The organism is Streptomyces sp. NPDC030820 (assembly GCF_055572075.1).
Window position 1 is genome coordinate 210,496 of record NZ_JBVIEB010000004.1, and the last position, 12,550, is coordinate 223,045.

Annotated in this window: 12 protein-coding genes and 1 pseudogene; 7 read left to right on the forward strand and 6 right to left on the reverse strand. The window is 68.4% G+C overall.

All coding sequences use genetic code 11. The annotated features are described in order from the left end of the window. Nucleotides 1-55: 55 nt before the first annotated feature. The 3 genes from ACZ418_RS12785 to rsmI form a co-directional block, all read right to left on the reverse strand. Nucleotides 56-952, reverse strand: coding sequence for a TatD family hydrolase (locus ACZ418_RS12785; protein WP_468361332.1), 897 nt, complete (start codon nt 950-952; stop codon nt 56-58). A gap of 47 nt (nt 953-999) precedes the next feature. Next, on the reverse strand, nt 1,000-1,401 hold the full coding sequence (locus ACZ418_RS12790; protein WP_468361335.1) for a hypothetical protein: 402 nt from the start codon (nt 1,399-1,401) through the stop codon (nt 1,000-1,002). A gap of 343 nt (nt 1,402-1,744) precedes the next feature. Next, nucleotides 1,745-2,593, reverse strand: a complete 849-nt coding sequence (rsmI, locus tag ACZ418_RS12795; RefSeq protein ID WP_468361338.1) for a 16S rRNA (cytidine(1402)-2'-O)-methyltransferase — start codon at nt 2,591-2,593, stop codon at nt 1,745-1,747. Nucleotides 2,594-2,730: 137 nt separating this feature from the next. On the opposite strand from rsmI, the gene ACZ418_RS12800 reads away from it, so the two are divergent. From ACZ418_RS12800 to ACZ418_RS12810, 3 genes are all read left to right on the forward strand, one after another. After that, nucleotides 2,731-4,479: a dolichyl-phosphate-mannose--protein mannosyltransferase gene (locus tag ACZ418_RS12800; RefSeq protein WP_468361341.1), complete on the forward strand. Its 1,749-nt coding sequence runs from the start codon at nt 2,731-2,733 to the stop codon at nt 4,477-4,479. Nucleotides 4,480-5,186: 707 nt separating this feature from the next. Further along, entirely contained in the window at nt 5,187-6,731 is a 1,545-nt protein-coding gene (locus ACZ418_RS12805; RefSeq protein ID WP_468361344.1) for a hypothetical protein, read from the forward strand. Between the two features lie 49 nt (nt 6,732-6,780). Further along, nucleotides 6,781-6,978: a DUF397 domain-containing protein gene (locus ACZ418_RS12810; RefSeq protein ID WP_468361347.1), complete on the forward strand. Its 198-nt coding sequence runs from the start codon at nt 6,781-6,783 to the stop codon at nt 6,976-6,978. 17 nt (nt 6,979-6,995) lie between these two features. Here ACZ418_RS12810 and ACZ418_RS12815 read toward each other — a convergent pair whose 3' ends face one another. Further along, nucleotides 6,996-7,310: a hypothetical protein gene (locus ACZ418_RS12815; protein ID WP_468361350.1), complete on the reverse strand. Its 315-nt coding sequence runs from the start codon at nt 7,308-7,310 to the stop codon at nt 6,996-6,998. 537 nt (nt 7,311-7,847) lie between these two features. Here ACZ418_RS12815 and ACZ418_RS12820 point away from each other — a divergent pair. Then, nucleotides 7,848-8,297 carry a hypothetical protein gene (locus ACZ418_RS12820; protein WP_356316906.1) on the forward strand — a complete coding sequence of 150 codons (450 nt, stop codon included), beginning with the start codon at nt 7,848-7,850 and terminating at the stop codon, nt 8,295-8,297. A 67-nt stretch (nt 8,298-8,364) separates the two neighbouring features. Here ACZ418_RS12820 and ACZ418_RS12825 read toward each other — a convergent pair. Next, nucleotides 8,365-9,042, reverse strand: a pseudogene (locus ACZ418_RS12825) (IS256 family transposase); the annotation flags it as partial. On the opposite strand from ACZ418_RS12825, the gene ACZ418_RS12830 reads away from it, so the two are divergent. Further along, nucleotides 9,005-9,514 (forward strand): trypsin-like serine peptidase, encoded by a 510-nt coding sequence (locus ACZ418_RS12830; protein WP_468361353.1) that lies wholly within the window; start codon nt 9,005-9,007, stop codon nt 9,512-9,514. The pseudogene ACZ418_RS12825 and the gene ACZ418_RS12830 sit on opposite strands and share 38 nt — an antisense overlap. A 277-nt stretch (nt 9,515-9,791) precedes the next feature. Continuing rightward, nucleotides 9,792-11,459 carry a penicillin-binding transpeptidase domain-containing protein gene (locus ACZ418_RS12835; RefSeq protein ID WP_468361356.1) on the forward strand — a complete coding sequence of 556 codons (1,668 nt, stop codon included), beginning with the start codon at nt 9,792-9,794 and terminating at the stop codon, nt 11,457-11,459. Between the two features lie 13 nt (nt 11,460-11,472). Here ACZ418_RS12835 and ACZ418_RS12840 read toward each other — a convergent pair whose 3' ends face one another. Next, the gene (locus ACZ418_RS12840; protein ID WP_468361360.1) at nt 11,473-11,811 is read right to left on the reverse strand and encodes an SsgA family sporulation/cell division regulator; all 339 of its coding nucleotides are present in this window, start codon (nt 11,809-11,811) and stop codon (nt 11,473-11,475) included. Nucleotides 11,812-11,998: 187 nt separating this feature from the next. On the opposite strand from ACZ418_RS12840, the gene ACZ418_RS12845 reads away from it, so the two are divergent. Then, nucleotides 11,999-12,463 (forward strand): MarR family winged helix-turn-helix transcriptional regulator, encoded by a 465-nt coding sequence (locus ACZ418_RS12845; protein ID WP_468361363.1) that lies wholly within the window; start codon nt 11,999-12,001, stop codon nt 12,461-12,463. Nucleotides 12,464-12,550: the final 87 nt, after the last annotated feature.

The window sequence follows — 12,550 nt, forward strand, 5'->3', positions numbered from 1 at the left end:
TGCCCGTCGACCGTGCGCCCGGCACCCGAACGGGGACCCGGCAGACCGCGGACACTCAGTAGCCGAAGGCGCGGGCGGTGTTGGCGGCGAGTGCCGTGGCCAGCGCGTCCTCGTCGATGCCGCGCACGGCGGCCATCGCGCGCACGGTCACCGGGATCAGATACGGCGCGTTGGGACGCCCGCGGTACGGCGCCGGGGTCAGGAAGGGCGCGTCGGTCTCCACGAGGACCAGCTCCAGCGGGGCGACGGCGAGGGCGTCCCGCAGGTTCTGGGCGTTCTTGAAGGTGACGTTGCCGGCGAAGGACATGAAGTAGCCCTCGCGGGCGCAGATCTCCGCCATCTCGGCGTCGCCGGAGTAGCAGTGGAAGACGGTGCGCTCGGGGGCGCCCTCCTCCTTCAGGACCCGCAGGACGTCGGCGTGCGCCTCCCGGTCGTGGATGACGAGCGCCTTGCCGTGCCGCTTGGCGATCTCGATGTGGGCACGGAAGGACCGCTCCTGCGCCGCCTTGCCCTCGGGGCCGGTGCGGAAGTAGTCCAGCCCGGTCTCTCCGACGCCGCTGACCTGGGGCAGCCCGGCGAGCCGGTCGATCTCGGCGAGGGCCTCGTCGAGCGCGGCGGCACCGCCCGGCTCGCGAGCACCCTGCCGCGACCAGCCGTCGGGGTCGCCGTGCACGATGCGCGGGGCCTCGTTGGGGTGGAGGGCGACGGTGGCGTGGACGCTGTCGTGGGCGGCGGCGATCTCGGCGGCCCACTGCGAGCCCTTGATGTCGCAGCCGACCTGGACGACGGTCGTCACCCCCACCGACGCGGCCTTCGCGAGGCCCTCCTCGACCGTGCCGGACTGCATGTCGAGGTGGGTGTGCGAGTCGGCGACCGGAACGCGCAGCGGCGCCGGAAGCGGCGGTGCGGCGTGCTTGTCGCCCTTGGAGGTCTGGCCGGCGTTCGAAGGCATGCCCCGATCCTACGAAAGGGGCATGCCCGCACCGGCCGGTGATCCGTTCAGCCGGCCTTGCGCTGGAACGGGTGCAGGAGATCGGACAGGTGCCAGTGGTGCGGTTCGCGGGGCTCCGCGGGCACCTGAGGGGCCTCGACCGGGCCCGCCTGCGGCACGGCGTGGTGCCGCTCGGCGGCGCCGCGCACCGAAGAGACCTGCCCCGCGCGCATGATCCGCACGACATGACCGTCGCAGTTGTGGCAGCCGGGCCGGCTCAGCGGCGACGGCACGATCCGGCCGTCGGCCACGTACAGCACGAACTCATGCCCGTCGGCGTCCGTGTGGTGCTCTATCTCGTACGACTGCTCCCAGCCGTGCCCGCATCGCATACAGGCGAACGAATACGACTCGTGAACGACGGCGGTGGGCGTACCACGGAGGCCGGTCTGCCCGGCGATCTCGCTCATGCCAGCTCCTCTTGTCCGCTGGACAAACGCCCCGCAACGGGGCGTCTCTTCAACCAGTGGACGCCTTCACCAGCGCGAACGCACCAGGGCTGTCGAGTGTTGGAAGCGATTTGAGTCTTCCTTGCAGAAAAGGCCCCGATCGGCGGCGTTTCCCTTTGCCATCGGCGACAGCCCTTTGCCGTCCCATGGCCCGTCCGCTCACCCGAGAACATCCCTGCTCAGAGGGTTATCGGCGCGGGCCGGGGCAGCGCCCCGAAGGAGCGCGGGGAACTGCGCGACAAGCCACGACGGACCCGCAGCCCGCCGCGAAACCGAAGCCCCCACGGCGCTACCCGGCCCCGGCTCACCCAGCGGAGCTCTTCGCTGCAACCACCGCGTCGAAAACAACCCGCTTCGGCACCCCCGCCTCCACGGCCACCGCCGCGATCGCCTCCTTGCGCCGCTCCCCCGCCTCCTCACGCACGCGTACCCGCCGCACGAGCTCCTCCGCGTCGAGTTCCTCCGGCCCGGCCTCCGGCGCTCCCTCGACCACCACGGTGATCTCCCCGCGGACCCCCTCCGCGGCCCACTCCGCCAGCTCGGCCAGCGGGCCGCGCCGTACCTCCTCGTACGTCTTGGTCAGCTCCCGGCACACGGCGGCCCGCCTGTCCGCGCCGAAGACCTCGGCCATGGCGGCGAGGGTGTCGTCGAGCCGGTGCGGGGCCTCGAAGTAGACCAGCGTGCGCCGCTCGGCCGCGACCTCCCGGAGCCGGGACAGGCGCTCGCCGGCCTTGCGCGGCAGGAAGCCCTCGAAGCAGAAGCGGTCGACGGGCAGCCCGGACAGCGCGAGCGCGGCGAGCACGGCGGACGGCCCCGGTACGGCGGTGACCCGGATGTCCTGCGCCACGGCGGCCGCGACCAGCCGGTAGCCCGGGTCGGAGACGGACGGCATCCCGGCGTCGGTCACGAGCAGCACGCGCGCGCCGCCGAGCAGTTCCTCGACGAGCTCCGGCGTACGGGCGGACTCGTTGCCCTCGAAGTACGACACGACGCGGCCCTTGGGCGTGACGCCGAGGGCCTGGGTGAGCCGGCGCAGCCGCCGGGTGTCCTCGGCGGCGACCACGTCGGCGCCGGCGAGCTCCTCGGCCAGCCGGGGCGGCGCGTCCGCGATGTCGCCGATGGGGGTACCTGCCAGGACAAGGGTTCCAGTCACACCCCCATCCTCCCAGCCCCCGGCCGGCCCGCGGCCCGCCCCCGCTCCCCGCGGAAAACGACTGCATCCCGACTGGTACCCGACCGGTACCCCACATGCACGGGACTCGCACAGAACGGTTCCCTACCATGGCGCGAGTGACCAGTACCGCGTCCTCCATGGACCTCCGGCAGGGCCAGGCACCGCACGACCAGCGGCCGTCGTGGCAGCAGCGGCTGCGCCGATTCGGGTACGTACCGGCCAAGGACGCGCCCTCGGGCGACGTACGCGGCCGGCTGGTGCCCCCGTACGCCGAGCCGGGCCCCCGGCTGTGGCAGGTGCTCGGCGTGCCGCCGCTCCTCGCCGAACGGATCACCCGCTGGTCGGGCTGGGTCGGTCCGCTGCTGGTGACGCTGATGGCGGGCCTGATGCGGTTCTGGAACCTGGGCAGCCCGCGCGCGGTGATATTCGACGAGACGTACTACGCCAAGGACGCCTGGGCGCTCGTCCACCGCGGTTTCGAGGTCAACTGGGACAAGAACGCCAACGACCTGGTGCTGCAGACGCACGGCCATGTCGCCATCCCGACGGACGCGGCGTACGTCGTGCATCCGCCGGTCGGCAAGTACGTGATCGGGCTCGGCGAGCTGATGTTCGGGTTCGACCCGTTCGGCTGGCGGTTCATGACCGCGCTGCTCGGCACGCTGAGCGTGCTGCTGCTGTGCCGGATCGGGCGCCGGCTGTTCCGCTCGACGTTCCTCGGCTGCCTGGCGGGCGCGCTGATGGCGGTGGACGGCCTGCACTTCGTGATGAGCCGGACCTCGCTGCTCGACGGCGTGCTGATGTTCTTCGTGGTGGCCGCGTTCGGCTGTCTGGTCATCGACCGGGACCGGTCACGGGAGAGGCTGGCCGCGGCCCTGCCCGTGGACGCCGACGGCCGGGTCCGCCCGGACGAGCGCGTCGCCGACACGTTCCGCTTCGGCCTGCGCCCCTGGCGCTGGGCGACCGGGCTGATGCTGGGCCTGGCCATCGGCACCAAGTGGAACGGCCTGTACATCCTGGCCGCCTTCTGTGTGATGGCGGTGCTGTGGGACGTGGGTGCGCGCAAGACGGCCGGCGCCCGGCACCCGTACGCGGCGGCCCTGAAGTACGACACGGGCATCGCCTTCCTGGCGACGGTGCCGGTGGCGATCGCGGTCTATCTGCTCTCCTGGCTCGGCTGGATCCTCTCCCCGACGGACGGCACCGGCGGCTACTTCCGCAACTGGGCGGCCACCGACGGCAGGGGCGGCAGCTGGAGCTTCCTGCCGGACTGGCTGCGCAGTCTGTGGCACTACGAGCACGAGGTGTACAAGTTCCACGTCGGCCTGACCTCCCCGCACACCTACCAGTCCAACCCGTGGAGCTGGATCGTGCTGGGCCGCCCGGTGTCGTACTTCTACGAGTCACCGAACCCCGGCGCCGACGGCTGCCCGGCGAACGCGGGCCAGAAGTGCGCCCGCGAGGTGCTGGCGATCGGCACACCGCTGCTGTGGTGGGCGGCCTGCTTCGCGATCCTTTACGTGCTGTGGCGGTGGGCGTTCCGCCGCGACTGGCGCGCCGGTGCCATCGCGTGCGGCATCGCGGCGGGGTATCTGCCCTGGTTCCTGTACCAGGAGCGGACGATCTTCCTCTTCTACGCGGTCGTCTTCCTGCCCTTCCTGTGCCTCGCGGTGGCGATGCTGATCGGCGCGATCATCGGCCCACCGGGCTCCTCCGACACCCGCCGCGTGATCGGCGCGTCGGCGGCGGGCGTCCTGGTGCTGCTGATCGCCTGGAACTTCATCTACTTCTGGCCTCTGTACACGGGCACGGCGATCCCGATCGACTCGTGGCGGTCGCGGATGTGGCTGGACACCTGGGTGTAGCCGGGCGGACACAACCCGAGGGCGCGGCGGCTGGCCGCGCCCTCGGGGTCATTGTTGGTCGTTAGTGGCTGCTGCTGGCCACCCTCGGACGGCCCGGAGGACGCCCGACTACGGCACCACAGCACATTTACAGACCGCGCGCGACGCCCCCCGTCACGTGCCGTTCCTCGCTTCTCTTTGCAGCCAGCCCCAGACGTACCCCACACGCATACAGCTGTGCTGTGTCACGGGCACTCGTACTCACACAGCGCGCTGAACAGGCCAGTGTGGCCCGACGCCGCCTACTGGTTAGGCTCTGACTATCCAGGGCATGCTCCCCGGGCAGTCCCTTGCCATCGGAAGGTGGGGGAACGGTGGTGATTTCGGGGAGCAAGCACCGGCCGTGGGTACGGTTGTTCGCTGTAATGGTCGTCAGCGCGGTGATCGGAATACTCGCCGCGCTGTGGGGGTCCGAGGCATCGGCGGGAGTGCTGGGGGCCGCAGTCGCGGCCATAGTGAGTGTCGTTGCGGTAGGCGCTCAAGCGGAGTGGCAGCGGCAGGCTGAGGCGGCTCGTCGTCGGCCTGAGGCCTTAGAGGTGACCTCAGCCGGAGGGCACTTCCCGCTGGTACGGGATTTACGTGACCCCATCGCGGTGGGAGTACACCCAGCCGAAACCGCCATGCGGCAAGGCAGGCTCGATCGGGTACCGGCGTATGTCACTCGGGACATGGAGCCGCACCTGCACGCTGCCCTGCGACATGGGGGCTTCGTCCTGCTGGTCGGCGAGTCCACTGCAGGTAAGACGCGAGCCGCTTTCGAGGCGATTCGACTGCTGTGCCCTGATCGGCATTTTGTAGCCCCCTCAACACGCGAGGCCATTGAAGTGCTGTTGGCCGACTGGGAAGCAGCAAACGACTGTGTGGTGTGGCTGGATGACTTGGAACGTTTCCTCGGACCAGGTGGGTTGACAACGTCCACGCTGCACCGCCTTTTGATCTCGGACCGGCAGGTTCTGGTTCTGGCCACCATGCGCAGTCACGAATACGACCGCTACCGTGATCGTGGGGAGGTCGAGGCGTCCGGGCCCGCGCAAGAAATCTGGCGTCAAGGTCGGGCCGTATTGAGACAAGCTCAAGTGGTCCACGTCGAGAGGCGATGGACAGTTACCGAGCGCGAACGCGCTCGTGCATTGACGACTGACCCCCGACTCATCCGGGCGCTGGCCGGTGATCAGCGCTTCGGCGTAGCCGAACTGTTAGCAGCTGGCCCGGAACTAGTCGAAGGCTGGCAGCACGCGTGGGTCCCAGGGCACCACCCTCGCGGTGCGGCACTGATTGCAGCGGCTGTCGATGCCCGCCGCGCTGGCTACCACAGTCCTTTGCCCGCGGAGATTCTCCAGCAACTTCACGAGGGCTACCTTGTTCGCCGCGGTGGAGTGGAATTACGCCCCGAGTCATTCGAAGAGGCGCTGAACTGGGCTTTGACCCCTACGGTCCCCGCAGGGGCGAACAGCCTGCTACTAGGCGACACCGAACGCGGATTCCTGGCTTTCGACTATTTGATCGATCTTCCCGCGCAGGACCCCATACCGGAACCCGTCTGGGCGGCAGTCATGAACCTCGCCTCACCCAATGAGGCCTACGCAATGGCCTGCAACGTATATTCATCTGGAAACTTCGCGCTAGCCCTTCCAGCACTACGACGTGCGGCAGAAGCAGGTATCGGTCAAGCCGAGGCGATCTTGTGGGAATCGGACGCGCCCATGCGCTCTGCAGAGGAAGCCTTGGCCGTCGCCAAGCAGCGAACGCGGGCTCTCCGACGGGAGCTCAGCGCTGACCATGAAGAGACACTGATGGCAGAAAGCATGGTCGCATCCTTCACTTTCCATTGCGGTCGCCCTTCCGAAGCCCGTGTTCTTTACGAACGGCTAAAAGGCCGGGCCGCCTCAACCTTGGGGGACAGTCATCGCCTGGTCTTGGGGTTGGAATTTGGACTCGCAAGCAGCATATTTGCGTCTGGAGACCACGATGAGGGACTACCCCTCCTCGAAGCAGCCGTACGAAAGAGCGTCAGCATCCTAGGGCCAAAAGACCCAGCCGTGTTGGATCGACGCAAGTGCGTAGCCCAGTTCCTGATGGAAGCCGGGCGGAATGACGAAGCACTAGACCGACTCACTGCGCTCGAAACCGATTGCATCAATCTGCCGGCCACGCATCCGATCACCGTAACCGTCAGGCGTATGGCAATCCAGCTTCGCCACCTGCAGCCGTGATGAAACGACCACTGGCCGATCTCTTTATGTCACTGATCAGGGAGATCTGATGCACGGACTATCCGCATGGCAGAAGAGCTCTCATTCAGGCGCCACTTCAAATTGCATTGAAGTGGCATGGGAATTTCCATTCGTGCACATTCGAGACAGCAAGAACACAGCAAAACCATTCTTGCAAATACCAGCACAAGGCTGGGAGTGCTTCATGCACGCCATCTGCACTGACAGTGAATTCTTCCGAGGCTGACGCTGACGCGGCAGTCTCTACTCCCCTCTTGGAGCGTGCTGGGCGGCCGGTTCAAAGGTGCGTCTCCAGTGGCCGGGTCGAGTGGGCTCCATCTGAAACGGCCGACCCCGGCCGACCCTCAAGGTTTCAGGGCCCACGGCTCGCCCGTGTGCGTCCGCGTTGTCAGCGCGCGGTGTGAACCGGAACGGCCCCCAGACGTGGTTGAGGATGTCCTCGCGGGAAGTACTGCCGTAGATCAGGCCTGTGCGGTCCTTGTCGTCGTCGTCCACGCGAATGCTGACGATCTCCACCTCGCCCAGTTCATCAGGGCCGAGCAGGTGCACGTTCAGCATGGAGTGCTGCGGCGATCGCGGCTCCAGCCACGGTTCGAACTGTGGGCGTCATTCCTCGCGCCGGCGGTCGCGTTCAATGCGCGCCACGGCTTCGGCGGTCTGGAAGGCGCGCTCGCCCGTCTCCTGCGCCTGAGGCACTGGTCTTGTTCGCGCGGTGTGCTGCCTTCCACGAGCCGAGTGTGGCCACGGCGCTGAGGCCGGCGGCGACGGTACCGGTTATCGCTAGGTAATCCATGGCGGGACGGTAGCGAAGGAGCCCCCCGGCACCTCAGCCAACCGGCAGGGAAGCGGAGCCCTTCGTCGCCTATGGGGTCAGGCTCACGGATGCACTTGGATCACAGTCCGGTGACAGTGGCTCCACACTGGCGAGCGATGCGCGCATTATGCGGCCAGCGCCCAACCCTGGGGGGACACGGAGACACGGAGCAATAGTCAAGACCTGTGGTCAAGCCATGACCTTCGAGGGCCAGCGTCGTAGTGGCTGGACCCTCACTTAGAATGTGGCACCGGTTTGGGGCAAGGCGGGAGGGGCCACACGTGGGGGCGTCGGGCTGGAGGTATGTCACGCCGTACCAGAGCGACTTCGGCGCCGCGCTACGGACTGTGCGGGCGCAGGTTCTGGCGTCTGGCGAGTACTTCAGTCCGACGGAGTGGGGGTTGCCTGCGCCGGCCTCGCCGGGTGAACTGTTTGAGAATCCGGTCTACTGGGAGTTCATGGGCACCAGCGGCACCCATTCGGTGCTGGACGTTGACCGGGTGATCGCCACGGAGGACGAGCACGATTTCGGGACTGTCCGGCCGCTGAGTGTGGCGGCAATCCGCGCTGGGTTCGGCTCCGATCAACCAAGCCTTGCGGACTTCAACGGCATGGATCCCGGAGACCTGGATGCCTTGGAGGAAGCTCCGAGGTGGAGCGGCCACTGCATGGCCCTCTACGAGGACGGCGTCCCATGCGCACTTGCATTTTGGGGAGTGTCAGGCGACTGAACAATTCCACGGGCTTGGGGCAATTGGACTGCCCCGCCATGGCCCGGCCGGGCGCTCTCCGACGTGCTCAAGCTGCCTGCTCCTCGCGCTCGACGAGGATGCCGTTCTCGAACAGAGCACCAGCGCGGACCAGGGGCACGAGGTGAGCTCCAGTGATCGCGCGCCAGCGGGCCTGGGCGGACTCGACCAGCTTGAACACCATCGCAAGGGCCGCAACAGGGCTGCCCGCCCCGCGGGTGACCTTCGTGCGGAGCTTGACCGTGGAGAACGTCGACTCAATCGGGTTCGTGGTCCGCAGGTGGACCCAGTGCTCGGCCGGGAAGTCGTAGAACGTCAAAAGCTCCTCGGCGTCGTCGGTGATCTTCGCGACGGCCTTGGGCGACTTCGTGCCGTAGGTCTTCGTGAAGGCCTCGATCGCCTTCTCGGCGTGGGCGCGGTCTTCGGCGTTGCAGATCTCCTGCAACGCTTTCGTCGCGCTCGGCTGTGCCGACTTCGGCAGGCAGTTCGACACATTCCGGGCCTTGTGGACCCAGCAGCGTTGATGCCGGGCGGCGGGGAACACCTCGGCCAGAGCCCGCCAGAGCCCCATCGCACCGTCTCCGACCACGAGCTCCGGGTCGCGCATCCCGCGGCGGCGGCAGCCGCGCAGCAGGTCGGCCCATGACTCCGTGCTCTCCCGAAGCCCCTCGGCCAGCGCGATCAGCTCCTTGGATCCGTCGAGGCGGACCCCGAGCAGGACCAGGACGTGGTCCTGGGGAGCCAGCTACGTCAGCGATCTGCGTCACTATGACGCTGAGAGCGACGACGAGTACAAGCTGGGCCACGATTACATGCTCTGCCGCCTCTTCGACCCGATAGGGCAGTGGGGCTATCTGGGCTCCACCGCCTTCGCCGACAGCTGGCGGGGCCAGGCGGTCTGGGCCAACGTGGGATATCCGTACGACGTCGGAGGCGGCCAGCGTCCCGCGGTGCAGTGGGGACAGAGCATGGAAGACGACTACGAGGACGACAACGGGCAGATCATCGAGACCGAGGCGAGCCTCAATCACGGCAACTCCGGTGGCCCGTTCTTCGCCGCCTTCACCGATGGCAACGTCCGGCTCTGCGGAGTGGTCTCCGGTGAGGGCAGCTTCAACGGCGATGTGGACAACTCGCTGGCCAGCGGCGACGACATGGTCCAGCTGATCGACTGGGGTCGTGCCAACTGGCCGGCCTAGCCAGGATGCGCGTCACACCGGGTACGGCGACCGGCAGGGGCGAGGTCCCGGCAGTCGCCGACCACTGTCAGGACGGCCTCGACGCGGTCCTGCCCGGGGAGCGTCCGCCCGGCTCAGCATGAAATGTCGCGAACCGGCACCCGGCCCGATTGTCGCAAGAGTGCTACGGATTTGCCGCAGACATCACCCGCCGTGGAGGGGACCTTATGGTGAGTGCCGTCGTTGGGGATGGTGAGGGCTACGGGGACCCTGGGGAAGGCACGGAGGATCTGAGGCTGTGGGCAAGAGAAGGCGCGTCGCCGAGCGACGGAGGACGACCGGGCCCGCCCTGGTCGGCGGGGTCATCGCCCTGGTCGTCGGCGGTGCCGGGTTCGCCGTCTATGCGCTGACCGGTGGCGGTGCCGCCGCCGACGAGCAGGCGTCCGCCTCGGCCGACCACAAGGCCGTCAAGACCGGCCCGCTCAGCGCCGCCGAGATCCGCACGGCCTCCGCCCGCTTCCTCACCGCGTGGCAGCAGGGCAGGATCGGCGAGGCGGCCGCCGCGACCGACGACGCCTCCGCCGCCACCGGGCTGCTGACCGGCTACACCAAGGACGCCCGTCTGAAGGACGTCACGCTGACCGCCGGCACGCCCACGGGCGCCAAGGTGCCGTTCTCGGTCAAGGCGACGGTGTCGTACCAGAACCTCAGCAAGCCGCTGACCTACGGCAGCTCGTTCACGGTGGTGCGGCGGGCGAGCGACGGCAAGCCGCTGGTCGACTGGCACTCGTCGGTCGTCCACCCGGATCTGAAGGACGGCGACACGCTCGTCACGGGCGAGTCCGGCACCCCGCCCATCAAGGCGCTGGACCGTGACGGCGGCGAGCTGACGGCCGCCAAGTATCCCTCCCTGGGGCCGGTGCTGGACGGGCTGCGGGAGAAGTACGGCAAGACGGCGGGCGGCAAGGCGGGCGTGGAGCTGCGTGTCGTGCGCGGCAAGGCCTCGCAGAAGGCCGGGCTGTCCGACAAGACGCTGGTGGAACTGAGCAAGGGCACACCGGGCACGGTGAAGACGACGCTGAGCCCCACCTTCCAGGCCGCGGCCGAGCAGCAGGTCGGCAAGCGCTCCCGGGCCTCCGTGGTCGTCGTGCGGCCCTCGACCGGCGAGATCCTCGCGGTGGCCAACAGCGAGCACGGCTTCAACGTCGGCTTCCAGGGCTCCCTCGCCCCCGGCTCCACGATGAAGATCGTGACGTCGACCATGCTGTTCGAGAAGAAGCTCATCACCCCGGACGCCTCGCACCCCTGCCCCAAGACGTACAAGCTGGCCGGCTGGACGTTCCACAACGACGGCGACTCCGAGATCAAGAAGGGCACCTTCGAGCAGAGCTTCGGGGCCTCCTGCAACAACGCCTTCATCGACTTCGCGCCGAAGCTGTCCAGCAGCGACCTGACGAAGGAGGCCCAGGAGGTCTACGGCCTCGCCATGAACAACTGGGCCATCGGCGTCCCGTCCTTCGACGGCTCCGTCCCGGTGCAGAGCGGCGCGCAGATGGGCGCCTCGCTGATCGGACAGGGCGGGGTGCGGATGAACCCGCTGAACATGGCGTCGGTGGCGGCCACGGTGGAGTCGGGCGCCTTCCACCAGCCGTACCTGGTGTCCCCCGAGGTGGACCACCGCACCCTGGCGAAGGCGTCGCGCACCATGTCCGCGAAGACGCAGTCCCAGCTGAAGCAGGTCATGCGGTTCACCGCTGACTACGGCACGGCGGCCAAGGCGATGGCGGGCATGAGCGGGGACTACGGCGCCAAGACGGGCTCCGCCGAGGTCGACGGCCAGAAGAAGCCGAACGGCTGGTTCACCGCCTTCAAGGGCGACCTGGCCGCCGCGGGTGTGGTCCAGGCAGGCGGCCACGGCGGCGACACGGCCGGGCCGATCGTCGCGTCCCTCCTGAAGATGGGCTGATCAGGCGAGCTGATCAGGCCCCTACCGGCTCCGCCGTGTACGTCCGGCGCAGAAATCTCACCAGCGCCTTCGACTCGAACTGGACCACTTCGACACCGTTGTCGGAGTGGAACTCCACAACGGCCTGGACGCGCCCGCACGGCCACACCCGCACCGCGCCGCTCTCGGCCGGTGCGCGCAGGCCCCGTTCCAGCAGCGCGCGCGAGAAGGTCCACTCGTGCGGTCCCGGCAGGCCGACCCGGACCGACCGAGGATCGGAGTCGGGGTCGTACCGAAGCACCACCGGTACGGCCCCGGGGTCCTCCTCGTCCGTGACGATATGGGCGCGCGCGTACTGCTCGACCACAGACATCGGATCACCCTTTCACCCTGAGTGACCTGTGCGGAAGCCGCGCTTCCGCTTTCTCCCTAATGTCCCATATTTTCCGATTTACGCCTCGCTGGGATGCGAGAGCAACTCACGGTGAGCGCGGAGGTCACCGTGCGTACCGCATGGAGCTGCCGTCCGGCGTCGATCCCAAGTCCGTGACAATGGGTGCGTGACGAACGAGGACCGCGCCGCCGAGGGGTCGCTGCTGCTGGACGACCAGCTGTGCTTCGCGCTGTATGCCGCACAGCGGGCCGTGACCGCCGCATACCGTCCGCTCCTGGACGACCTCGGGCTCACCTACCCGCAGTACCTCGTACTCCTGGTGCTGTGGGAGCGGGGTGAGACCAGCGTGAAGGAACTGGCGCGCGCCCTGCGCCTGGACTACGGCACCGTCTCGCCGCTGCTGAAGCGGCTGGAAGGGGCGGGCCTGGTGCGCAGGGAGCGCGCGGCCGGCGACGAGCGCTCGGTGCTGGTCGCGTGCACGGGGCGCGGAGAGGAACTCAGGGAGCGCGCAGCGCGCATACCCGGCGCACTTCTCACCACGACGGGCCTCGGCGCGCAGGAGGTCGCGTGGTTGCGCGAGGCCTTGTGGAAGCTCACCGAGCGCGCCGACGCGGCGGCCGACCGGCGCTGATCGCGCCCGATCGCGCACTGATCGCGCGCCGATCTCGCACTGATCGCGCACTGATCGCGCGTTACCCACGGTTGCCACCCCCTGGTG